The following is a 22585-nucleotide window of genomic DNA, read 5'->3' as shown; positions in this document are numbered from 1 at the left end:
CCACCTGAAGGACCGACCGTGAGCTCGATCGCCGACAAGTTCAAGAAATTACTGCCCGCGAACAGCGGCAACGACAAGGCCCGCGTCGACGGCTCCGGTTCCATATCGCTCGACGACGTCGACACGGTTCAGGCGCTGGAGGAAAAGACCGTCCGGCTGGCCCGCAAGGACGGCGCGCCGGCCGCGCCGCTGCCTGCCGGCTTTGCCGACGAAATGCTCGGCGGCAGCGAGGCGGCCAACGAGGCGGCATCGCCCGAAGGCGCCCAGGCCCAGGCCGCGGGCGGCCGCGCGGGTTCGAACCCGGCGCGCCAGCAGCGCATCCTGGCCATCATGCTCGCGGTGGTGGTGCTGCTGCTGCTGCTGGTGGCCGGCTCCGCCATTCTTCGCGCCGAGCGCCTTGCGCAGCAGGTGGCCGCCACCGGCCAGTCGCTGATGCAGTCGCAGCGGCTCGCAAAATCGATCTCCCAGGCGCTCGTGGGCAGCGCCCCCGCGTTCGTCGAGGTGAAGGACAGCGCCGACGACCTCACGCGCCGCGTGCAGGGCCTGACCAACGGCGACGACGCCCTGCGCCTGGAGCGCGTGGGCAACCAGTACGACGAGGACATGGCCAAGATCAATCCGCTGGTCGTGCGTGCCGATGCCAGCGCCAAGGTCGTGCTGGCCCAGCGCCAGATCCTGACCCAGGTGGGTGCCGCGCTGCGCGACATCAACCAGCAGTCGTCCGCGCTGCTCGAAATGACGGAAACCGTCGCTTCGCTGAAGATGCAGCAGAACGCCACGCTGCCCGAGATTTCCGCAGCCGGCCAGCTGGTGATGCTGACCCAGCGCATCGGCAAGTCGACCAACGAATTCTTCACGGTCGAGGGCGTGAACCCCGACGCCGTGTTCCTGCTCGGCAAGGACCTGAACACCTTCCAGGAAACCACGCGCGGCCTGCTCGACGGCAATGCGCAGCAGCGCTTCCCCGGCTCGAAAGACCCGCAGACCCGCGAGCAGCTCGCAGCCATTCTCAAGACCTACGAGCAGATGCGCACGCAGGCCTCGGCCATTCTGGGCAACCTGCAGGGCCTGGTGGCGGCGCGCGAGGCGCAGGCGTCCATCCTGACCGACAGCGAACCGCTGCGCAAATCGCTCGGCGAACTGCAGGACAAGCTGTCCGCGCGCACCGGCCTGGGCGCCGGAACGATCGTGATGCTGTTCGTGCTCTCGCTGGCCGCCCTGGCCCTGGCCGGCGCCATCGGTTTCGTGCAGGTGCGCGAAGGCCGCGAACGTGCCGCCGTTGCCGAGCGCGAGCGTCTCTCGGCCGAACAGGCCAGCGAAGAGGCCGGCCGCATCAACAACGCCAACCAGGCCGCCATTCTTCGGCTGATGAACGAACTGCAGACGGTGGCCGAAGGCGACCTGACGCAGGAAGCCACCGTGACCGAGGACATCACCGGCGCCATCGCCGACTCGGTGAACTACACGGTGGAAGAACTGCGCTTGCTGGTGGGCAACGTGCAGAACACGGCAACCCGCGTGGCGCAGACCACGTCGCAGGTGGAAAGCACCTCGACCGAGCTGCTCGCCGCCTCGACCGAACAGCTGCGCGAGATTCGCGAAACCGGCCAGTCGGTGGTGACCATGGCCGAGCGGATCAACGGCGTGTCCTCGCAGGCACAGGAGTCCGCCACGGTGGCGCGCCAGTCGCTGCAGGCTGCGTCTTCGGGCCTGCAGGCCGTGCAGAACGCCATCGGCGGCATGAACTCCATCCGCGACCAGATCCAGGAAACCTCCAAGCGCATCAAGCGCCTGGGCGAGTCGTCGCAGGAGATCGGTGAAATCACCGAGCTGATCTCGGACATCACCGAGCAGACGAACGTGCTGGCACTGAACGCCGCCATCCAGGCCGCATCGGCCGGTGAAGCCGGCCGCGGCTTCTCGGTGGTGGCGGAAGAAGTGCAGCGCCTCGCTGAACGCTCCGCAGACGCCACGCGCCAGATCTCGGCGCTGGTGAAGGCCATTCAGACCGACACGCAGGACGCGGTGGGCGCCATGGAGCGTTCCACGCAGGGTGTGGTCGAAGGGGCCAAGCTGTCCGACAATGCCGGTACCGCGCTGTCCGAGATCGACCGCGTGTCGCGCCGGCTTGCAGACCTCATCGAGCAGATTTCGCAGTCCGCCTCCCGCGAAGCCGATTCGGCCAACGTGGTGGCCGCCAACATCCAGCACATTTTTGCCGTGACCGAGCAGACCGGAGAAGGTACCCGCAACACCGCCCAACAGGTGCGCGAGCTGTCGCAGATGGCCGAAGAACTGCGCCGCTCGGTGGCCCGTTTCAAGATCGCCTGATGAAGCTCTCCCCCAGTCTTCGCGCACTTCGTGTCGCTTCGCCAACCCCCTTCCGGGGGCAACACCAGCAGCCCGGCAAAGCCGGTTCTGCGGTGTTTCACGAACGAACGATGGCAGAGGCTTCGTGCATTCGGGGCGCGCAGCGCCCAGTGGAAAACTGACAGTCAAGAAAACGGCGAGCATCCAACGTGTCGACTCAAACCCCTGCCACGGCCCCCCTCGCTGGCAACGTGCCGGCCACCGAAGACCTTGGGCCGCTGGCCTGGGTTCTGGGAGAAATCCAGAAATCCCTCGACAGCGTCGGCAAGTCGCTGCGGCGCTTCGTGCGCGACGTGGGCAATGCATCGGAACTCGAAAGCGGCCCGTTGCAGATGGCCCGCCAGCAGTTGCATCAATCGGTCGGTGCGCTGCAGATGGTGGGCAACAACGCGCCGGCGCTGGTGCTCGGCGCCATCGAATTCGCGGTGCAGGGCTTCATTGCCGAGCCGCAGCGCTGCACCGACAGTGCGGTCCAGAAGATCGAGCGCGCCGGCTTTGCCGTCACCGATTTCCTCAACGCGCTGCTGGCCGGCAAGGCCGTGTCGTCGGTCGCGCTGTTCCCGCAATACCGCGACGTGCTCGAACTGGTCGGCAACGAGCGCGTGCATCCGGCGGATCTGTGGAGCATTGCCTGGCGCTGGGTCGAAGTCCGGCCCGCGCTGACGCAGGCCGCGGTGTCCTATGACCCGGCCGTGCGTTCGCGGCTCGACCGCGAAGTGCTGCAGCTGGTCAAGACCGGCGACCCGCAGGCCGCCCGGCGGCTGCAGGCGCTGTGCCTGGGGCTCGGGCGCGGTGCGCTGCTGCCCCGCGTCGCCAGTTTCTGGACCCTGGCCGCGGGCTTCTTCGAGGCCCTGGCGCTGTCGCTGATTCCTGCCGATTCCTACGTGAAGCGCGCCGCTTCCCGCGTGCTGCTGCAGTACGCCACGCTGGCGCGCGGCGACAGCGTGGTGTCCGACCGCCTGGGCCAGGACCTGCTGTTCTTCTGTGCCCAGGCCGTGCCTGGCGCGCAGGACGAAGCCGCCACCCTGCGCACCGTCCGCACCGCCTGGGGCGTGGCCGGCGAGCAGCAGGTCGACTACACGGTCGAGCAGTTCGGCCGCTACGACCCGCTGGTGCTGGCGCAGGCGCGCAAGCGCATCGAAACCGCCAAGGAAATGTGGTCGGCGCTCTCGGGCGGCGACATCACCCGCACGCGCCAGGTGGCCGACACCTTCGCGCAGCTCGGCGAGTCGCTGCAGAAACTCCATCCGCCCATCCTGCCGATGGTGGATGCGCTCACGCACGCGGTCGAGGCCTCGGTGCGCTCCAGCCAGCCGCCCGATACCGAGCTGGCGATGGAAGTCGCCACCTCGGTGCTCTACCTGGAAGCCGCGCTCGAAGACCTGGACCCGAGCGATCCGCAGCTCACCTCCCGCACCCTGCAGCTGGCCGGCCGCATCGAGCGCGTGCGCGAAGGCGGGCATTCGGAGCCGCTCGAGCCCTGGATGGAGGACCTGTATCGCCGCGTGAGCGATCGCCAGACCATGGGCACCGTGGTCGACGAACTGCGCAGCCACCTGAGCGAGCTCGAGAAATCGCTCGACCAGTATTTCCGCCGCCCCGCCGAGAAGGGCCTGCTGCGCACCGTGCCGAGCCAGCTGCTGCAGATGCGCGGCGTGTTCTCCGTGCTGGGGCTCGACCAGGCCGCCGGCACCGTTCAGCGCATGCGCGACGATGTCGAGCAGATGCTGGTGGGCAACGCATCGCCGGTCGAGGAGATGCAGAGCTTCGACGCGCTCGGCAACAACCTGGGCGCGCTCGGCTTCCTGATCGACATGCTGGGCTACCAGCCGGCGCTCGCCAAGCGACTGTTCGTGTTCGACGCCGACGCCGGCGAACTCAAGCCGCTGATGGGCCGCCAGGCCGACACCGGTGCCGCGGAGACTGCGGCTCCTGGCGCTGCGCCCGCAGGCGCCGAAGCGGTGCTCAGCATCGAGGAGGTCGATGCACAGATCGCCTCCAAGCTCGCCGCGCTCGCCACGCCCAACCGCAAGGCGAAGGTGTCGCCCATCGAGGAATTCAGCCGCAAGGCCGACAGCTGGACCCACAAGATCGCCGGTCCCGCGGCCCTGCCCGATACCGAGGTGACCGAGCTCGAAGAAGACGACCTGCAGAACATCTTCCTCGACGAAGCCCGCGAGGTGGTGCAGAACGGCCTGGCCGCCATCGACGAGCTGGGCGGCCACCCCGACGACACCGAGGAGCTCACCATCCTGCGGCGTGCATTCCACACGCTCAAGGGCAGCTCGCGCATGGTCGGCCTGACCGACTTCGGCGATGCCGCCTGGTCGTTCGAGCAGGTGCTCAACACCTGGCTGGCCGACCAGCGCGCCGCCACGCCCGACCTGCTCACCGGCACCCGCAAGGCACTCGAGGAGTTCAGCCAGTGGGTCGAGGCCATTGCGTCCGGCGCCCAGCACGGCTGGCAGTCGGCGCATTTCAGCCGCGTGGCCAATGCCCTGCTGGCGGGCGAACCCGTGCCCACCGCCCCGGCGTGGGTGGCCGATGCCGACGCCCTGGCCGTGGCCGCACGCCACATTGCCGCGGAGCCGCCCCCGGCCGCTCCCGCTCCGATGCCGGAACCCGCGCAACTGCCGGAATTCGCCCAACTGCCGGAGCTGCCGGAGCTGCCGGAGCTGCCGGAGCTTCCGGAGTTGCCCGACCTGTCGCTCTCCCCCGCAGCGCCGGTGGAAACGGCGCCCGCTGCAGAACCCGAGCTGCCGCCACTGACGCCGCCGGCCGCTGCAAAGCCCGATGCCGACGACGACTTCGCATCGACCGATTTCCTCGACTTCGAATCCAGGCCGGCGCCGGCCACCGAACCGCTCGAGACCCTGGCCGAGAGCGGCGATTTCGATTTCCTGGCGCCCGCAAAGGTGCAGCCGCCGGTCCAGTCCATCGCTCGCTTCACGGCGGAACCCGCCGGCGAGCCCACGCCCGAACCCGCCGCGCCCGAATCGCCGGCCCTGGAGGGGCTGCCCGACCTCGACTGGACGACCGAAGTCGTGCCAGCGAGTGCGGACGAACCCGCCGCGCCCGCCGAAGAACCGGCACCGGTGCCGCCGGAAGAATCCGCAGCGGTGCCCGCGGAAGAACCCGTGGCCGCGCCGGCCTTGCTGCTGGAGCCGGAAGAACAACCCGCCGTTGCCGCAGCTGACGAAGCACCGGCCGCGGTTGCGGAACCTGCGTCCGCCGTCGCCGAAGAAATCGCCCCGCCGCCCGAGGCCGAGGAAACCGCCGAAGCCGCCGCTGCCTCCGGTGCCGAAGACCAGGTCAAGGTCATCGGGCCGCTGCGCATCGGCATTGCGCTCTACAACGTCTACCTCAACGAGGCCGACGAGTGGTCCAGGCAGCTCGCCACCGAAGTGGGCGAGTGGGCGCTCGAATCGCACGAGCGGCTGTCCGACTCGACCGTTGCCCTCGCGCATTCGCTGGCCGGCAGCTCGGCCACGGTCGGCTTCCACAGCCTGTCGGGCATGGCCCGCCTGCTCGAAGCCGCGCTGCAGCATCTGCAGATGCAGGGCAGCGGCTCGCGCGAGCAGGGCGTGGTGCTGGTGGCCGCGGCCGACGAGCTGCGCCGCCTGCTGCACCAGTTTGCCGTCGGCTTCCTGCGCGAACCGTCCGAAGGAACGCTCCAGGCGCTGCGCGACATTGCCGCCGCGCCGATGCCGGCCGAGGCGGCCGCGCGCGTCGAAGCCCGCCCGCTCCAGCATCTGGTGGCGCAGGGCGACGTGGCCGACGTGGCGCTGGACGATTCCGAAGACGCCATCGACATGGCCGATGCGGTCGACGTCGACCTGTTCCCCATCTTCGAGGAAGAGGCCGCGGAGCTGCTACCCCAGCTGGGCCAGGCGCTGCGCCAATGGGCGCACCACCCCGACGACAGCGCGCCGCGCGCCTCGGTGCTGCGCACGCTGCACACGCTCAAGGGCAGCGCCCGGCTGGCCGGCGCCATGCGCCTTGGCGAGCGCGCGCACCGCATGGAGTCCGAGATCGAAGTGCTGGGCACCCAGGGCGGCGCCGACCGGGCCGAAATCGAAAAGCTGCTCACGCGCCTGGATGCGCTGCAGGCCACCTTCGACGCCCTGCGCGCCGCGGACGATGCCACCCAGGCCGAAGTGGCCCAGCTGGTGGCGGCGGCCTCCGTGACCTCGCCGGGCGTGCAGCTGGTGCAGGTTCCTGCCGAATCGGGCGTGTCCGCCAACGACGAGACACTGGCCGCCGGCGAGGAGAGCGCCAGCCCGGCCGCGGAAACCGCCGCCGTGCCATCGCTCCTGCCGCGGCCGGCCCCCGCGCTGCTGGCGCCGCTGCGCGCGGTGTCGAGCCAGGCCGTGCGCATCCGCACCCAGCTGCTCGACCGCCTGGTGGCGCAGACCGGCGAGGTCATCATCACGCGATCGCGCCTCGAGGCCGAGCTCGGCCAGCTGCGCGGTTCGCTCTCCGACCTCACGGGCAACCTCGACCGCCTGCGCCAGCAGCTGCGCGACATCGAGGTGCAGGCCGAAAGCCAGATGCAATCGCGCCTGGCGCAAGCCAAGGATTCGCAGCAGAGCTTCGACCCGCTGGAGTTCGACCGCTTCACCCGCGTGCAGGAACTCACGCGCATGATGGCCGAGTCGGTGAACGACGTGGCCACCGTGCAGCGCACGCTGCAAAAGACGGTGCAGGCCACGGAAGACGACCTCAGCGTGCAGGCGCGCCAGACGCGCGAACTGCAGCGCGGCCTGCTGCGCACGCGCATGGTGGAGTTCGAGGGCATTTCCGACCGCCTCTACCGCGTGGTGCGCCAGGCCTCCAAGGACACCGGCAAGCAGGTGCGCCTGGACATCGTCGGCGGCTCCATCGAAATGGACCGCGGCGTGCTCGACCGCATGACGCCTGCCTTCGAGCACCTGCTGCGCAATTGCGTGGCGCACGGCATCGAGGACCCGGCCGCGCGCGAAAAAGCCGGCAAGGACGCCAACGGCCTGATCGTGATCGACCTGCACCAAGAGGGCAACGACGTCTCGGTGAGCTTCCGCGACGACGGCGCCGGCCTCGACCTCGGCCGCATCGCCGAGCGCGCCCGCACGCTCGGCCTGCTCGCGCCCGGCCAGGAACTGTCGCCCGAGGAAGCCACCGAGCTGATCTTCAAGCCCGGCTTCTCGACCGCCGGACAAGTGTCCGAGCTGGCCGGCCGCGGCATCGGCATGGACGTGGTGCGCGCACAGATCGCGGCGCTCGGCGGCCGCATCGAGACACACAGCGTTTCAGGCCAGGGCACCACCTTCAAGCTGGTGCTGCCGCTCACTACCGCGGTGACGCACGTGGTGATGCTGCGCGCGGGCGAGGTGTCGATCGGCGTGCCGTCGAACCTGGTCGAGCTGGTGCAGCGCGTGAGCAGCACCGAGCTCGAGGCGGCCTATCTGCACAACACCCATCCGTTCGGCAGCGAGCAGGTGCCCTTCTACTGGGCCGGCGCATTGCTGCAGGCCTCCGCGCGCAGCGAGCATCCCACGAGCCGGAACAACACCGTCGTGATCGTGCGAAGCGCGGCGCAGCGGGTGGGCCTGCATGTGGACGAAGTGCTGGGCAACCAGGAAGTCGTGGTCAAGAACCTCGGGCCGCAGCTGGCCCGGCTGCCGGGCCTGGCGGGCATCTCGGTGCTGGCTTCGGGCGCGGTGGCGCTCATCTACAACCCGGTGGCGGTGGCCGCGGTGCATGGCGAACAGGCGCGCGAGCGCCAGGCCGCCGCGCTGGCCGCGCCGGCGCATGCCGCCGGAGCCGACCACGGCGCACCGCAGGAACCGTTGCCGATGCTGGCCCCGGTGGCGCCGCAGGTGCCGCTGGTGCTGGTGGTCGACGACTCCATCACCGTGCGCCGCGTGACGCAGCGCCTGCTGCAGCGCGAAGGCTATCGCGTGTCGCTCGCGGCCGACGGCCTGCAGGCGCTCGAACGCCTGCAGCAGGAGCGACCGGCTGTGGTGCTTTCGGACATCGAGATGCCGCGCATGGACGGCTTCGACCTGGCGCGCAACATCCGCGCGGACGATTCGATGGCGGGCCTGCCGATCATCATGATCACCTCGCGCATCGCCGAGAAGCACCGCGACTACGCGCGCACGCTGGGCGTGAACCACTACCTCGGCAAGCCCTACTCGGAAGAAGAGCTGCTGCGCCTGGTGCGCAGCTACACCAGCGAGCCTGCCGCGCTGGCGGTGGCCTGAGCCGGGCCGCGGCCGGCGTCCCGGAGCCTATGGCGCGAGCAGCGCCTTGCGCACCAGGTCGACCTGCCGCGTGCAGCCCATCTTCGCCATGAGCGAGCCGACCTGGCTGCGCACCGTGTGCACCGACACGCCCTGCGCGCCGGCGTGCTGCTTGGGCGACTGGCCCGCGATGAGCGCGGCCAGCACGCGCGCCTCGGCAGGGGTGATGCCGAAGGCACTGCAGAGGCTGTCGATCGAGGGCAGCGCCTGCGAACGGCCGAGGCGGATGCGTGCCAGTACCAGCACCTCGTCGCCCAGGCTCAGCTGCGGTGCGGCGCGTGCCAGCTCCAGGTGTTCATGGCTCGCCGATCCGCCGGGAATGGGCAGGCAGACCCGCTGATGCGATTGCGCCGCCAGACGCAGGCCGGCCGCCAGCGCCTGCTGCGTCTGCGCATCCGGATGCCAGAGCCGCTGGCCGCGCAGGCGCGGCGAGCGGCTCGTGCCGAAGAATTCCTGCGCGCCGGCCGATGCGCGCAGCACCGTGCCCGCGGGTGTCACCAGCAAGACCGCCTCGCCGAAGGCCGCGAATGCGGACTCGGCGCCGCCGAGCCTCAGCTGGGCGCGCTCGTCGCGGCGCGCCAGCCCTTGGCGCAGCGCATGGGTGACGGCGGTTGCCCTCATCGATCCGGACGCCACCTTCCCGGCCGGCTCGCGGCTGCGCCATCGCCGCGGGGTGGAGCTGACGCAGCCCTGTTCGATCAATCTCGCCAACCCCAGCGAGACGACCGGCTTCGCCACGCTGGAGGCGTTGATCGCGGCCTTTCCGGCCTCGGGCGCGAGCCTGCCTGCCGGCACCGGCACCATCACCTGGGAGTGCTGAACGAGCAGCAGACGCGCCTGCTTCGCGCGGCCTTCACCGGCGCCGGCACGGTGCAGTACTACGCCTGCAACTTCGATCCCGTCACCAGTGCGTACGACACCTGCGCGGCCACCGAGACCGGCACGGTGGAGATCCGCACCGAGGGCGGCGCGCGCGTGCTGGTCTTCAATGGCGGCCATCCACCGACCGGTGTGGGGTCGCTGCGCACCTTCGGCGAGTACGGCGGCGCGGTCTATGTGGTGCGCGGAACCAAGTCCGACACCCAATACAACGTCAACAGGACCTCGCGCATCACGCTCAAGAACGGCCGCCAGGTCGATGCCCAGTTGCAGCTGCAGGCCGCCGGCGGCACCTGGCGCACGCTGGCGCAGAACCCCGGCGATCCCTGTGTCGGCATCCCGACCCCGACGCAATGGCGCCGCGTGGAAAGCGGGGTCTACGAACTGCACTTGCAGGGCAGCAAGGCGCTCACCGGCTGCCGCGACAACCTCATCACCTTCCAGCAGCTCGACGCGGGCACGCTCAGGGGGCGCTCCGACGCCGGCGCGGAGATCGTGCTGACGCGCCGCTGAGCGGCGGCTGGTCGGCGCCGTGCACCGCGGCATAGCGCCGCAGCGTCTGCTCGCGCGCCTCGGCGTGGTCGACCACCGGCTTGGGGTAGGTTTCGCCGAGCTTGATGCCGGCGGCTTCCAGTTCCACCGGCGATGCCGTCCAGGGGGCGTGGATCGCGGCGTTCGACAGCCCCGCGAGCTGCGGCAGGTAGCGCCGGATGAACTTGCCTTCGGGGTCGAAGCGCTCGCTCTGCGTCACCGGATTGAAGATGCGGAAGTAGGGCTGGGCGTCGCAGCCGCTGGAGCTGGCCCATTGCCAGCCGCCGTTGTTCGAAGCCAGCTCGAAATCGTTCAGGTGCAGCGCAAAGTAGCGCTCGCCGCGCCGCCAGTCCAGCCCCAGGTCCTTGCAGAGAAAGCTGGCCACCACCATGCGCAGGCGATTGTGCATGTAGCCGCTCTGGTTGATCTGCAGCATGGCCGCGTCCACCAGCGGGTAGCCCGTGCGGCCCTGGCACCAGGCCTCGAACAGCTGGTCGGCGTGCTTGCCGTGGTGCCACTGGATCTTGTCGTACTCGGGGCGGAAGCTCTTCGATTCGCCGCCCGAATGCACGTGCGGGAAGTGCACCAGGATCTGGAAATAGAACTCGCGCCAGATCAGTTCGCCGAGCCAGCTTGTCGCACCCGCGTCGCCCTGCAGCGAGAGCTGGTGCGCGACGCCCGCCAGCTGCCGGATCGACACCGTGCCGAAGCGCAGGTGCACGCCCAGGTAGCTCGGGCCCCGCACCGCCGGAAAATTGCGCGCGGCGTCATAGCGGTCGATGCGCTGGAAAAAGTCCTCGAACAGCGCGGCGGCACCCTGGCTGCCGGTGGGAATGTCGAGCTCGGAGAGATTGCTCCTGCGAAAGCCGATCTCCTCGAGCGAAGGCACCGGCGTGCGATGGGCCTCGGGCGGCGGCGCCAGCGCGTCGGCATGGCTGCGAACCGGGTAGGGCTTGAGGAAGAAGGAATCCACCTTGGCCAGCCAGGCCCGCTTGTAGGGCGTGAACACCGTGTACGGCTGGCCTGTTTTCGTGAGCACCTCGTCGCGGTCGAAGACGGTGGAGTCCTTGTAGGTGTGGAAGCTCACGCCCGCATTGGCCAGCGCACCGAGCACCTGGGCGTCGCGCGCCAGCGCGTCGGGCTCGTCGTCGCGGTTGGCGAAAACGGCCTGCACGTCCAGGCCGTGGGCCAGCGCCGGGATCTCCTCGATGGCGTCGGCGTGCCGCACGATCAGCCCGCCGCTCAGCGCCCGCAGCTCTTCGTCGAGCTCCGCCAGCGATTCCCGGATGAACTCCACCCGCCGGTCGACCCGGGGCAGCGGGTCCAGGATGGCCCGGTCGAACACGAAAACGCACACCACCTGCCGGCAGGCCCGAAGGGCGTGGTACAGGGCCGCGTTGTCGTCCACGCGCAGGTCGCGGCGAAACCACATGAGCCCTTTGGGATAGGTCTTGTCGACGGCCAGTAAAATCGGCGGCATATGGCTGCCGATTCTGCCCCGATGAACCTCACGCATCACTTTCTGATCGCGATGCCGGGGATGGAAGATAAAACTTTCAACCGCAGCGTCGTCTACCTTTGCGAACACAGCGAGCGCGGTGCGCTCGGGCTGGTGATCAACAAGCCCAGCGACATCAACCTGAAGGTGCTGTTCGAGAAGATCGAACTCCACCTGTCGCGTCCCGAGCTCGGCGACGCCCCCGTTTTCCAGGGCGGGCCGGTGCAGACCGAGCGCGGCTTCGTGCTGCACGAGCCGGTGTTCGCCCATGCCGACAAGCCCGAGGAATCGGTCTACGCATCGACCATGACCATTCCCGGCGGCCTCGAAATGACCACCTCCAAGGACGTGCTCGAGGCCCTGGCCACCGGAGCGGGCCCGCGCAAGGTGCTGGTTTCGCTGGGCTATTCGGCCTGGGGAGAGGGGCAGCTCGAATCGGAACTGGCCGAGAACAGCTGGCTGACCGTGGGCGCCGATCCGGCCGTGATCTTCGATACCCCGGTCGAGCAGCGCTACGACAGGGCGCTGCTGCTGCTGGGCCTGGAGGCCTGGAAACTGTCGCCGGAAGCGGGACACGCGTGATGGCCGCTGCCATGCCAGACGCTCCCGTTCCCCCCGCTGCCCCTGTTGCCGTTGCCGTTCCTTCCCACTTCCAGAGCTTCCTGGCCTTCGACTTCGGCCTGAAGCGCACCGGCGTCGCAAGCGGGAACCGCCTGCTCGGCGCCGCCACCCCGCAGGCCACCATCAAGGCCGAAGGCGATGCCCGCTTCGCGCAGGTCGAGGCCCGCATCAAGGAATGGCAGCCCGACGCGCTGGTGGTCGGCGTGCCTTATCACCCCGACGGCGCCCCGCATGAGAACACCCGCCGCGCGCAGAAGTTCGCGCGGCAATTGCGTGGCCGTTTCAATCTCCAGGTGTTCGAGGTCGACGAGCGCTACAGCACCACCGAGGCGCTGGCTTCGGGCGCGCGCGACGCCGATGCGGCCTCGGCCTGCATCATCCTGGAGCAATTCTTAAGGAGTCTTCCGTGAGTTCAATACCCGATGCCGAAGCGCTCTACACAGACCTCTTGGCCGGCGTGAAAACGCTGATGCGCGCCGACACCAGGCTGGTGGGCATCACGTCCGGCGGTGCCTGGCTGGTCGAACGGCTGCAGAAGGACCTGGGCCTGCCCGGCGCGCCCGGCATTATTTCGTCGGCCATGCACCGCGACGACTTCGCGCGCCGCGGCCTCTCGGCCAGCGCGCAGACCGCGCTGCCCTTCGACGTGAACGGATGCGACGTGCTGCTGCTCGACGACGTGCTCTACACCGGCCGCACCATCCGAGCCGTGCTCAACGAGCTGTTCGACTTCGGGCGCCCGGCCTGCGTGCGGCTCGCGGTGCTGGTGGACCGCGGCGGGCGCGAACTGCCGGTGGCGGCCGATTTCGCGGCCGCGAAACTCACGCTGCCCGACACGCAGCTGCTCGCGCTCGCGCGTGCAGACGACGGCGTCTTCAGCCTCAAGGTCGAGGAAAACTTGTGAACCCCCACACTCATCACTTCGTGTATTCGTTGCCCCCCGAGGGGGTGCGGCCCCCCCTTGGGGCGGCCCGGCGGGAGGCCTGCTGATGCTCTACAAGCGAAATCCGCAGCTCAACAAGAACGGCGAACTGATCCACCTGCTGTCGATCGAGGGCCTGCCCAAGGACATCGTCACGCACATCCTCGACACCGCCGCCAACTTCACCAGCGTGAGCGACCGCGAGGTGAAGAAGGTGCCGCTCTTGCGCGGCAAGAGCGTGTTCAACCTGTTCTTCGAGAACAGCACGCGCACCCGCACCACCTTCGAGATCGCGGCCAAGCGCCTGTCGGCCGACGTCATCAACCTCGACATCGCGCGTTCCTCGGCCACCAAGGGCGAATCGCTGCTCGACACCATCGCCAACCTGAGCGCGATGGCGGCCGACCTGTTCGTGGTGCGCCACAGCGAGTCGGGCGCGCCCTACCTGATCGCGCAGCACGTCGCGCCGCACGTGCACGTGGTGAACGCCGGCGACGGCCGCCACGCGCATCCGACGCAGGGGCTGCTCGACATGTACACGATCCGCCACTACAAGAAGGATTTTGCGAACCTCACGGTGGCGATCGTCGGCGACGTGCTGCACTCGCGCGTGGCGCGCTCCGACATCCATGCACTCACCACGCTCGGCTGCGCCGAGGTGCGCGTGGTCGGCCCCAAGACGCTGGTGCCCGGCGACATGGCCGGCATGGGCGTGCGCGTGTGCCACACGCTCGAAGAGGGCATCAAGGACTGCGACGTCATCATCATGCTGCGCCTGCAGAACGAACGCATGAGCGGCGCGCTGCTGCCCTCGTCGCAGGAGTTCTTCAAGACCTACGGCCTCACGCCCGAGAAGCTGCAGCTGGCGAAATCGGATGCCATCGTCATGCATCCGGGGCCGATCAACCGCGGCGTGGAAATCGACTCCGCGGTGGTCGATGGAAAGCAGAGCGTGATCCTTCCGCAGGTCACCTTCGGCATTGCCGTTCGCATGGCCGTGATGAGCATCGTGGCAGGTAACGAAGCATGAACATACTGATTTCCAACGGGCGAGTGATCGACCCCGCATCAGGCATCGACAAGAAGACCGACATCGCCATTGCCGACGGCAAAATCGCCGGCATCGGCCACACCCCGGCCGGCTTCAGGGCCGAGCGCACCCTCGATGCTGCGGGCTGCATCGTCGCGCCCGGCCTCGTCGATCTGGCCGCACGCCTGCGCGAGCCCGGCTACGAGCACGAAGGCATGCTCGAAAGCGAAATGGCCGCGGCCATTGCGGGCGGCGTCACCAGCCTCGTGTGCCCGCCCGACACCGACCCCGTGCTCGACGAGCCCGGCCTGGTCGAGATGCTCAAGTTCCGTGCCGAGAAGCTGCAGGGTGCGCGCCTCTTCCCGCTCGGCGCGCTCACGCGCAGCCTAGCGGGCGGCGTGCTCACCGAGATGGCCGAACTCACCGAGGCCGGCTGCATCGGCTTCAGCCAGGCCGACGTGCCGCTCGCCGACACCCAGGTGCTGCAGCGCGCGCTGCTCTACGCGAGCACCTTCGGCTACACCGTGTGGCTGCGCCCGCAGGACCGCGACCTTGGCAAGGGCGTGGCCGCCAGCGGCCCGCTGGCCACGCGCCTGGGCCTCTCGGGCGTGCCCGTGTCGGCGGAAACCATTGCGATCTTCACCATCGTCGAGCTCATGAAGAGCACCGGCGCGCGCGTGCACCTGTGCCGCATCTCCAGCGCCGCGGGCGTGGCGCTGGTGCGCGCGGCCAAGGCCCAGGGCCTGCCGCTCACCTGCGACGTGAGCATCAATTCGCTGCACCTCGCCGACACCGACATCGGCTACTTCGACAGCCGCGCGCGCCTCAATCCGCCGCTGCGCCAGCAGGGCGACCGCGATGCGCTTTCGGCCGGGCTGGCCGACGGCACCATCGATGCGCTGGTGTCCGACCACACGCCGGTCGAGGCCGATGCCAAGACGCTGCCCTTTGCCGAAGCCGAACCCGGCGCGACGGGCCTCGAACTGCTGCTGCCGCTCGCGCTGCAGTGGGGCGAGCGCAGCGGCGCGGGAATCGTGCGCGCGCTGGAAGTGATCACTTCCGCGCCCGCGCGGCTGCTGACGGTTGCCGATGCAGGCACCGGCATCGGCCGGCTGGCCGAAGGCGGCGTGGCCGACCTGTGCGTCTTCGATCCGGCCCTCGAATGGCAGGTGCAGCCCGAAGCGCTCAAGAGCCAGGGCAAGCACACGCCGTTCGCGGGCTATCCGCTGCAGGGACGTGCGCGGCATACCCTCGTTGCTGGCCGCGTGGTCCACGGCTAAAAGGGGCCGCGTCTCGATGGTTCATTCACTGAAGGCCTGCTGGCGCCTGCTGCATGCGGTGGGGCACGCGCTGGGTGGCTGGTGGACGATCCGCTTCACCTTTCCGGGCCTTTCGCAGGCGGAGCGCAACCTGCGCGTGCAGCAGTGGTCGCAGCGCCTGCTCGAGATCATGGGCATCGCGCTCAAGATGCAGGGCATGCCGCCCGCGCAGGGGCCGGTGCTGCTCATCAGCAATCATCTCTCGTGGCTCGACATCACGGCCATCCACGCCGCCTGCCACGTGCGCTTTGTCTCGAAGGCGGGCGTGAAGCACTGGCCGCTGATCGGCACGCTGTCCACCGGCGCGGGCTCGCTCTACATCGAGCGCGAACGCCGCCGCGATGCGCTGCGCGTGGTGCACCACATGACCGAGGCGCTGTGCGAGGGCGACCTGATCGGCGTGTTCCCCGAGGGCACGACGAGCGACGGCCGCGGGCTGCTGCCCTTTCATGCCAACCTGCTGCAGGCCGCCATTTCTTCCGGCGCGCCCGTGCTGCCGGCCGCGCTGCGCTTTGCCGATGCGGCCACCGGAGAAACCAGCCAGGCGCCGCGCTACATCGACGACGACAACCTGCTGACCTCGCTGTGGAACACGCTGCGCGCGCCGCCGCTGCTGGCCATCGTGCGCTTCGGCGAGCCGCAGTCCCCGCATGGGCGCGAGCGCCGCGCCTGGGCCCAGGCGCTGCACGAAGACGTGCAGCAGCTGCGCCGCGAGACGCACTAGACACGCCGGCAGGCACCGACAAAAAAAGCGCTCCCGAGGGAGCGCTCAACGACGCACGGAGGCGTCGTGAGGAGGAACCGGAGTTCGTCGTTCTTTCTTCAAAGGATGCCGAAGATCTTCAGGCCGATGATCACGATGAGCGGCACGCCGCAGAGCCAGAGGATGATGCTTTTCATGATCGAGGTCGTCGTGGAGTAGGTAGGCATCGACATTCGCCGTGCTGGCGGCCGCTGCTTGCGGGAGAAATCAATCCGTGCGCGTGGGCGAGTGCCTACAGGGCCGCCTGCCGAGGCGCTGGCTATGCCCGCCATGAGAATTGCCAAACCCGCTCGGGCCCGAAGCGTTGCACCATGAAGGCTCTACGCTGGAGAACCTGATGAGAATGCTTAGGAAAATCGTGGGCGGCGCCATCTCCCTTGCGGGAGCGGTGGTGCTCGTGGCCCGGCACCTGTGACGGCGGCTTGCCGGCACCGTGGAAAGCGGGGGCGCACTCGCCGCGCCGGCCGCATGAATACTATGGTTTGCGGATAAGCGCATAGCAACACTACTGCCCGAGGGGCCGTGCAAGCGCATCGGCATTCGGCGCCCATAATCCGCCTGCGACCGCGCCAGAGGCCGCATCGATACCCCAGGCTCCAGTCCTTTCGAGACGAGCCAGCCACATTCTTTTCTGGCTTTCACGGGATGACATCATGAGCGCATTGCAGATGTTTCTACCGGCGTCCGAGCCAGCGCGCAGCGAGGCGCTGGAGCAGATACGAAAAACGCACCACCTACCACGCCATCTCGTGAGAGGCCCCGGGCGCAGAGGACCGGGCGTGCTGGTCGGGCCATTGCAGAGCCAGCAACAGGCGTCGTCGCAAGGCTTGCAAACCGTGGCTGTGCCGGAAAGCCAGCAGCAGATCGAATGAAGCCGTTGCCTTCCTGATCCGGGCCGCTTGGGGTTCGCCCAAGCGCCCCCATCTTTCCCGCTGCACGGACTCGGGCGAGACACGCATCTCGCGCCACCCCCGCTCGCCTCACTCGGCCGTGGCCGGGTCAATCACGCTGTACACCCGGTCCACCCGGTCGGCCGGGAAGCCGCCGAGTTCCGCGTGCCGGCGCACCAGGGCCTCGTCGGTGGCCTGGTAGACACAGTAGATCCGGTCGTCGGTCACGTAGCTGTGGACCCACTGGATGTCGGGACCCATGCTGCCCAGCACGCCGCAGGACTTTTGCGAGATGGCTTTCAGGTCCGACGGGGTGAACTTGCCGGCGCCGGGGATGTTCCGCTCGATGAGGAATTTGGGCATGGCGATACTCCTGTCTAGAATTGGTCAAAGGCGACCAACACCTATGGTGCCGACGCAAGGCACCCTCGTATTGCCCGCTTCGCCGGACTTATTGACTGAAACCCCGCCCTCGCTTGCCGGAGGTGACCATGGATGTCCTGTCGGACGTGCTTCGGACCATCCGCCTGGAGGGCGCGCTGTTCCCGAACGGGGACATGCATGCGCCCTGGTGTTTCAAGGTACCCAGGGGCGTGCACATCGCGCAGCTGCTCAAGCCCGGCGCGCAGCGGCTGGCCATCTGCCACCTGGTGCTGCAAGGCGAATGCTGGGCCCAGGTCGACGGAGGGGAACCGATCCATGTGTACGCCGGCGAGGTGATCGCCGTGCCGCATGGCGATTCGCATGTGCTGGGCAGCGGCCTGCACCATGCGGCGGTGGACGTGGAACATGTGGTGAGTCCGCGGGCGCCCGAACTGGAGCGCATCCGCTACGGCGGCGACGGTGACCGCACGGTGCTGGTGTGCAGCTGGTTCGCATACGAAGGCGACGCGCCCAACCCCCTCATGGCGAACATTCCGCGCCTGTTCACCGCGTCGTTGCGCAGCAGGCCGGCAGGCCCGTGGATCGAGCAGTCCGTCAACTTCGTATTGGGCGATGCGGCTTCGCGCACGCCCGGTTCGGAGATGGTCGCCGCCAAGGTGGCGGAGGTGTTGTTCGCCGAAGTGCTGCGCGGCTACATCGAATCCATGCCCGCCAACAGCCCTGGCTGGCTGGCGGGCCTGCGCGACCCCCACGTGGGCCGCTGCCTGGCGCTGATGCACGGCGAGCCCGCACGCAACTGGACGGTCGACGCGCTGGCGGACCGCTTCGCCGAACTGGTGGGCGCGCCGCCCATGCACTACCTGACGCGCTGGCGCATGATCCTGGCCGCCGGCATGCTGCGCAAGGACCAGGGCAACCTGGCGCGCATTGCCGAAGGTGTCGGCTACGAGTCGGAAGCCGCTTTCAACCGCGCATTCAAGCGCGAGTACGGGTTGTCGCCGGGGGCTTGGCGACAGAACGGGGCGCGGGTTTCGATGCCGGATGAGACGCCGTGATGCGGGGCGTTGGTGCTTCGACAGGAATCGCAGGCATGTCAAAAATCCGCATGAATACTGGATTCTTTAGGCTGGCAGAAAAAAGATACCGGCAAAAGTACCGATAAATTTCAATGCATGTCTTGGGTGCATGTATGAGAACGCTTGGAGCCGATTTTGTCGGTGCTGCGATCGACGGGACCTACGAGATCAAGCTGTACTGATCTTCCGCGTTCATTTCGACCCGCCGATCTGCGTCAGGAACGCGCGCGCCGCATCGCGCGTGGGCAGGAACTTGATCATGCCCCAGCCGCGATCTGCTCGCGGCTGGGTTTTCAAGAGGATGCGCGATACGCTGGTGCCTGATGCTCCTTTCGACCCGGCCCGAGGCGGCCGGCCAGCGAGGGGGCGGTGGGATCTAGCCCCAGCTTTAACTAAGGCTTTGGCTGCTCAGCCTGTCTCGGAGAATCAATGACTTACCGCTGCGAGCCACGGTTTGTGAATCGCCCCGAGGCGATTCAGTACGCCGTTCTCTGTGCGCTCACCACGATGCCAGTTCTGGTGTGGGAGTGCAGCACGCAATGGATGTCTTCACGCGCGGCATGCTGCGCTGTGGATCACAAAGCCGGCCAGGTTCACCGCGCAGGGCGACTCGATGCCCTTGTACATCCAGGACCCGGTTCGGCACGTGCTGGTGAAGCGCACCTTCCAAGGTATCCGCCGACTCCAAGGCGTCAAGCAGCGGCAGGTGGCTGCCCTCGTCAAGGCCCCGATGGCCACCCCAAACTGCTCCACTTATGGCCGGTCAAACTGCTCCAGGCAGGACGGTCGGATTATGACGATTCGGGCGTGATGGCGATGCGCGCGGCGGCCTCCTTCAGGCGGTAGCTTTTGCCCTCGAACTCCAGCATTGCGCAGCGGTGCATGAGCCGGTCCAGGATGGTGGTGGCCATGGTGGCGTCGGCGAGGTACTTTCCCCAGTCCTGCACCACCCGGTTGGAGGTGATGACAATGGCGCGGCGCAGTTTGTAGCGCTGGTGCACGATGGCCTGCAAGAGTTCGGCGCTCACGTCGGCAATGCGCCGGGCCAGGAACAGGTCATCAAGGACCAACAGGTCCGGCTCGATCCAGCCCTTGAGCTGTTCGGCCTGCTGCGCCGTGCTGGCCAGCCCATATCGGGCGAACTCGGAGTCGGCCTCCACGTAGCGCACGTCATAGCCCTGCAACGTGGCCTGGTAGGCCACAGCCTTGGCGATGTGCGACTTCCCGGTGCCGGGCTTGCCGACGATCAATGCGTTGGCGCCCTCGCCGACGAACTTCAGGGTGTGCAACTCGAAGCAGGCGTTGCGCGGCAGCTTGGGATTGAAGCGCCAGTCGAAGTCCGCCAGCGTCAGGCGTTCGGCCAGGCCTGAGCGCTTGAAGCGGCGCTCCATGAGGCGCGAGCGGCGCCGGTCGAGCTCGTCTTGCAGCATGGCGGCCAACGTCTCCAGGAAGGGCTGCTGGGCGGCCTGGGCCTGCATCACGCGGGTGGACAGGGTGTCGGCGATGCCGGACAGGCGCAGCTCGCGCAGGGCGCGTTCGATCTCGGTCATGTTCATGGCTGGGCGATCTCAGTGGTGGGGGTGGGAGAGGTTGTGCCGCCCGAGGTGGCGGTGGCGGCGTGGGCGAACAGATCGCCGTATTCGTCGGCGCTGCGGATGAGCGCGTGCTGCTGGGTGAGCGTTGACGCCGACTGTGTCGGCGTGCCGGCCTGCAGGGCGGCCAGGGCGTCGGCCACCAGCCGCTCGGTGAGCGCCTTGACGTGGCGGTAGCTGTGCACGCCTTGCTCCATGGCGCCCGCACAGGCCGCGTCGATAAAGTGGTTCGGGTAGCGCTTGGCCAGGTTGACGATGCCCCACAGCTTGCGCTGGCCCACGCGTCCCTCGATGGCGAACAGCATCTGGCACAGCCGCGAGGCCTGCGCCCCGATGGCTCGGGCCTGGGCCAGGATGTAGCGCGTCTCGCGCGAGGGGTTGAACACCCGCTCGGCCATGGGCAGCACCACGCTGCCGGGGCGATCGACCCGCTCGTGGGTGCGCAGCAAGGCTTGCGTGCGCAGCTCGCGGATCTCGATGCGCCGCTCGAACAGCCGCACCAGCACCTTGGTGCCAATCGGGGCCGGACGCGCGGCGTAGCTGCTGTGGTCGATGCGCACGCAGCTGTCGTCGCAGACCGTGCGCTGCACCTCGGTGAAGTACTGCATGCGCGTGGCCGGCAGCGGCTGCAGGTGGGCGCGCTCCTCCTCGAACATGGCCTGCACCTGACGCCGCTCGGCGCCGTGGATGCGCGAGGCGGCCCACTTGGACTCCCAGTGTTCCAGGAAGGCGTTCTGCTCTTCGATGGTCTCGAAGCGCCGGCCCTTGAGCGCGGTGGCCTGGGTGTGTTGGATCGCGTTCTCCACCGTCCCCTTGCGATTCGGATCCCGGACCCGGGCCGGGTCGGCCACCACCTCGTAATGAGCGAGTGTGGCCGCGTAGACCGGATTGAGCGCGGGCTCGTACAGGTCGGGCTTCAAGACGCCTTCCTTGAGGTTGTCGAGAACGACGTAGTGGGTGGACCCGCCGAAGTAGGCCCAGGCCTGCTCGTGCAACTCAGCCCAGACTTGCTGGCTGGATTTCCAGACCACGCGGCGGAAGCTACGCCGCGAGTAGCGCAGCGTGGCCACGAACAGGCGGGGTTTGCGCCAGCGCTCGGTGCCCGGCATCCGCGTGGGGGCGCCTTCACCGTAGTCGACCTGCATCTCCTCGCCGGGCGCAAAGCTCAGACGATCGAACTGCTCGGGCTCCTTGTGGCGAAGCTGGGCGCAGAAGCGTTTGACCGAGTTGTAGGCGCTGTCAAAGCCGTGCAAGTCGACCAGGTCCTGGTAGATGGCGGTGGCGTTGCGGCCCAGGCGCAGTTGCGCGTCGATGAAGGCGCGGTGGGGTTCGCACTTGGAGGTGGCCAGCGGCGGCGCTACCGGCCTTGAAGTCGGTGGCCAGGGTGGAGCAGTTTGACTGGGAAGGTCGGTGGCCACCCCGGGGCAGTTTGCCGGATCGGCGGCGAAGCGCTGCTGGTAGGTCCGGATGGTGTGGCGCGAGATGCCGGTGATGCGTTCGATCTCGCGCTGGGTGGCGCCGCCCTTGAGCAGCGTCCAGATGGTGGTTTGCAGATGTGGCTTCAAGACGTTCACTCCGTTGTTCCCTCGCTCAGAGGGGGTGGAAATTAACGTCCTGCCTGTCGGGCTTCGCGGCGCCCAACGCACCGTGTTCAATGCGTCAGATCACCCGGGCCAGGGTGGAGCAGTTTGGGTGGCCATAAGTGGGGCACTTTGGGTGGCCGCCGGGGGTCAAGGACGATATCGTGGAATTGCTGGTCACCATCGCCAAGCAAAAGCCTTTGAAGGCGGCCCGTGACAAGGCCATCTTGTTGCTGGGCTTCGCATCGGCTTGCCGCCGCTCGGAGTTGGTGGCGTTTCGGGTAGAAGACATCACGCCGCACGCGCACGGGCTGGAACTGCTGATCCGACGCTCCAAGACGGACCCCGAAGGAGAGGGGCGAACGGTATTCGTGCCGATGGCGCATTCCGAAGCGCGGTGTCCGGTGCATGCACTACGCGCCTGGCTCGATCTGGCCGGCGTTGGTGAAGGGCCGCTGTTCCGTCGGGTGAATCGGCACGATCAATTGGTGGGCGCTGAAGCCCTTATGCCGCAGTCGGTTGCTCTGGTGATCAAGACCGCGGAGAGCCGGGCCAAGGGGGCCGAAGCCGCGAAGTCATTCTCCGGTCACTCCTTGCGCGCCGGCTTTGTGACGGCCGCCTCGATGGCTGGATTCCAGGCCCACACGATCATGGGTCAGACGGGCCATCGAACTCTGGAAATGGTCATGCGGTACCAGCGGAAAAGTTCACAAGCTGCAGATTCCGAGCCTGCTGTGAAACAAGGTTTCTCTGTCGACCGACAAAAAAGACTGCGGCGCCAAGCGATCTAACTCCGTGTTTCAGATTACTTCAACCGACTTAGGTGCTGGTATTGGTCTTATGACG

General features: G+C 68.1%; 18 protein-coding genes and 1 pseudogene. 13 read left to right on the top strand and 6 right to left on the bottom strand.

Going from position 1 to position 22585, the window contains the following annotated elements:
- Positions 1 to 18 precede the first annotated feature (18 nt).
- The gene (locus VAPA_RS23370) at positions 19 to 2331 is read left to right on the top strand and encodes a methyl-accepting chemotaxis protein (RefSeq protein WP_021012485.1); all 2313 of its coding nucleotides are present in this window, start codon (positions 19 to 21) and stop codon (positions 2329 to 2331) included.
- A 188-nt stretch (positions 2332 to 2519) separates the two neighbouring features.
- Entirely contained in the window at positions 2520 to 8615 is a 6096-nt protein-coding gene (locus VAPA_RS23365; RefSeq protein WP_021012484.1) for a hybrid sensor histidine kinase/response regulator, read from the top strand.
- Positions 8616 to 8642: 27 nt separating this feature from the next.
- On the opposite strand, the gene VAPA_RS23360 is transcribed toward VAPA_RS23365, so the two are convergent.
- A complete protein-coding gene (locus tag VAPA_RS23360; RefSeq protein WP_230558923.1) occupies positions 8643 to 9275 on the bottom strand; it encodes a helix-turn-helix transcriptional regulator in 633 nt (210 codons plus the stop codon).
- Here VAPA_RS23360 and VAPA_RS35255 point away from each other — a divergent pair.
- Both VAPA_RS35255 and VAPA_RS35250 read left to right on the top strand, forming a co-directional pair.
- Positions 9256 to 9474: a hypothetical protein gene (locus VAPA_RS35255; protein ID WP_230558922.1), complete on the top strand. Its 219-nt coding sequence runs from the start codon at positions 9256 to 9258 to the stop codon at positions 9472 to 9474. The genes VAPA_RS23360 and VAPA_RS35255 overlap by 20 nt on opposite strands.
- Positions 9468 to 10046 (top strand): hypothetical protein, encoded by a 579-nt coding sequence (locus VAPA_RS35250; RefSeq protein ID WP_230558921.1) that lies wholly within the window; start codon positions 9468 to 9470, stop codon positions 10044 to 10046. The genes VAPA_RS35255 and VAPA_RS35250 overlap by 7 nt, the downstream gene beginning before the upstream one ends.
- Here VAPA_RS35250 and VAPA_RS23350 read toward each other — a convergent pair.
- Positions 9997 to 11544, bottom strand: coding sequence for a cryptochrome/photolyase family protein (locus tag VAPA_RS23350; RefSeq protein WP_021012481.1), 1548 nt, complete (start codon positions 11542 to 11544; stop codon positions 9997 to 9999). The two genes, VAPA_RS35250 and VAPA_RS23350, sit on opposite strands and share 50 nt — an antisense overlap.
- Here VAPA_RS23350 and VAPA_RS23345 point away from each other — a divergent pair, their 5' ends adjacent.
- The 7 genes from VAPA_RS23345 (at position 11545) to VAPA_RS34080 (ending at position 17089) form a co-directional block, all read left to right on the top strand.
- Positions 11545 to 12144 (top strand): YqgE/AlgH family protein, encoded by a 600-nt coding sequence (locus VAPA_RS23345; RefSeq protein WP_021012480.1) that lies wholly within the window; start codon positions 11545 to 11547, stop codon positions 12142 to 12144.
- Complete coding sequence (gene ruvX / locus VAPA_RS23340) at positions 12144 to 12593, top strand: Holliday junction resolvase RuvX (protein WP_021012479.1); 450 nt, start codon at positions 12144 to 12146, stop codon at positions 12591 to 12593. Before VAPA_RS23345 ends, ruvX begins: the two co-directional genes overlap by 1 nt.
- Positions 12590 to 13087, top strand: coding sequence for a bifunctional pyr operon transcriptional regulator/uracil phosphoribosyltransferase PyrR (gene pyrR / locus VAPA_RS23335; RefSeq protein ID WP_021012478.1), 498 nt, complete (start codon positions 12590 to 12592; stop codon positions 13085 to 13087). The genes ruvX and pyrR overlap by 4 nt, the downstream gene beginning before the upstream one ends.
- A gap of 85 nt (positions 13088 to 13172) precedes the next feature.
- Complete coding sequence (locus tag VAPA_RS23330; RefSeq protein ID WP_021012477.1) at positions 13173 to 14135, top strand: aspartate carbamoyltransferase catalytic subunit; 963 nt, start codon at positions 13173 to 13175, stop codon at positions 14133 to 14135.
- Positions 14132 to 15415 carry a dihydroorotase gene (locus VAPA_RS23325; RefSeq protein ID WP_021012476.1) on the top strand — a complete coding sequence of 428 codons (1284 nt, stop codon included), beginning with the start codon at positions 14132 to 14134 and terminating at the stop codon, positions 15413 to 15415. Before VAPA_RS23330 ends, VAPA_RS23325 begins: the two co-directional genes overlap by 4 nt.
- A 16-nt stretch (positions 15416 to 15431) precedes the next feature.
- Complete coding sequence (locus VAPA_RS23320) at positions 15432 to 16178, top strand: lysophospholipid acyltransferase family protein (RefSeq protein ID WP_021012475.1); 747 nt, start codon at positions 15432 to 15434, stop codon at positions 16176 to 16178.
- A 692-nt stretch (positions 16179 to 16870) separates the two neighbouring features.
- Positions 16871 to 17089 carry a hypothetical protein gene (locus VAPA_RS34080; RefSeq protein WP_021012473.1) on the top strand — a complete coding sequence of 73 codons (219 nt, stop codon included), beginning with the start codon at positions 16871 to 16873 and terminating at the stop codon, positions 17087 to 17089.
- A gap of 108 nt (positions 17090 to 17197) precedes the next feature.
- Here VAPA_RS34080 and VAPA_RS23315 read toward each other — a convergent pair whose 3' ends face one another.
- Positions 17198 to 17470, bottom strand: a complete 273-nt coding sequence (locus tag VAPA_RS23315) for a DUF4242 domain-containing protein (protein WP_021012472.1) — start codon at positions 17468 to 17470, stop codon at positions 17198 to 17200.
- Between the two features lie 128 nt (positions 17471 to 17598).
- Here VAPA_RS23315 and VAPA_RS23310 point away from each other — a divergent pair, with 128 nt between their 5' ends.
- Positions 17599 to 18546, top strand: coding sequence for an AraC family transcriptional regulator (locus tag VAPA_RS23310; RefSeq protein ID WP_021012471.1), 948 nt, complete (start codon positions 17599 to 17601; stop codon positions 18544 to 18546).
- Between the two features lie 509 nt (positions 18547 to 19055).
- Here the strand turns inward: VAPA_RS23310 and VAPA_RS34920 are convergent.
- The 3 genes and pseudogenes from VAPA_RS34920 to istA form a co-directional block, all read right to left on the bottom strand.
- A pseudogene (locus VAPA_RS34920) lies at positions 19056 to 19179 on the bottom strand (class II aldolase/adducin family protein); the annotation flags it as partial.
- 179 nt (positions 19180 to 19358) lie between these two features.
- Positions 19359 to 20123 (bottom strand): IS21-like element helper ATPase IstB, encoded by a 765-nt coding sequence (gene istB, locus VAPA_RS23305; protein WP_021012468.1) that lies wholly within the window; start codon positions 20121 to 20123, stop codon positions 19359 to 19361.
- Entirely contained in the window at positions 20120 to 21733 is a 1614-nt protein-coding gene (gene istA / locus VAPA_RS23300; protein WP_021012467.1) for an IS21 family transposase, read from the bottom strand. Before istA ends, istB begins: the two co-directional genes overlap by 4 nt.
- Positions 21734 to 21903: 170 nt before the next feature.
- Between istA and VAPA_RS23295 the strand changes: the two genes are divergently transcribed.
- Positions 21904 to 22530, top strand: coding sequence for a site-specific integrase (locus VAPA_RS23295; RefSeq protein WP_196232524.1), 627 nt, complete (start codon positions 21904 to 21906; stop codon positions 22528 to 22530).
- Positions 22531 to 22585 lie beyond the last annotated feature (55 nt).

It is taken from the genome of Variovorax paradoxus B4 (assembly GCF_000463015.1).
GTDB lineage: Bacteria > Pseudomonadota > Gammaproteobacteria > Burkholderiales > Burkholderiaceae_C > Variovorax > Variovorax paradoxus_E.
The sequence above is the reverse complement of the archived record's forward strand: the minus strand, read 5'-3'. Positions and strand labels throughout refer to the sequence as shown.

What these genes read in the sequence shown, in the direction of transcription:
- VAPA_RS23330 (WP_021012477.1), top strand. Translation starts at nt 13,173, where the DNA reads ATGCTCTACAAGCGAAATCCGCAGCTCAACAAGAACGGCGAACTGATC.
- ruvX (WP_021012479.1), top strand. Translation starts at nt 12,144, where the DNA reads ATGGCCGCTGCCATGCCAGACGCTCCCGTTCCCCCCGCTGCCCCTGTT.
- VAPA_RS23310 (WP_021012471.1), top strand. Translation starts at nt 17,599, where the DNA reads ATGGATGTCCTGTCGGACGTGCTTCGGACCATCCGCCTGGAGGGCGCG.
- VAPA_RS34080 (WP_021012473.1), top strand. Translation starts at nt 16,871, where the DNA reads ATGAGCGCATTGCAGATGTTTCTACCGGCGTCCGAGCCAGCGCGCAGC.
- VAPA_RS23345 (WP_021012480.1), top strand. Translation starts at nt 11,545, where the DNA reads ATGGCTGCCGATTCTGCCCCGATGAACCTCACGCATCACTTTCTGATC.
- VAPA_RS23360 (WP_230558923.1), bottom strand. Translation starts at nt 9,275, where the DNA reads ATGAGGGCAACCGCCGTCACCCATGCGCTGCGCCAAGGGCTGGCGCGC.
- istB (WP_021012468.1), bottom strand. Translation starts at nt 20,123, where the DNA reads ATGAACATGACCGAGATCGAACGCGCCCTGCGCGAGCTGCGCCTGTCC.
- VAPA_RS23350 (WP_021012481.1), bottom strand. Translation starts at nt 11,544, where the DNA reads ATGCCGCCGATTTTACTGGCCGTCGACAAGACCTATCCCAAAGGGCTC.
- VAPA_RS23320 (WP_021012475.1), top strand. Translation starts at nt 15,432, where the DNA reads ATGGTTCATTCACTGAAGGCCTGCTGGCGCCTGCTGCATGCGGTGGGG.
- VAPA_RS23315 (WP_021012472.1), bottom strand. Translation starts at nt 17,470, where the DNA reads ATGCCCAAATTCCTCATCGAGCGGAACATCCCCGGCGCCGGCAAGTTC.
- VAPA_RS23325 (WP_021012476.1), top strand. Translation starts at nt 14,132, where the DNA reads ATGAACATACTGATTTCCAACGGGCGAGTGATCGACCCCGCATCAGGC.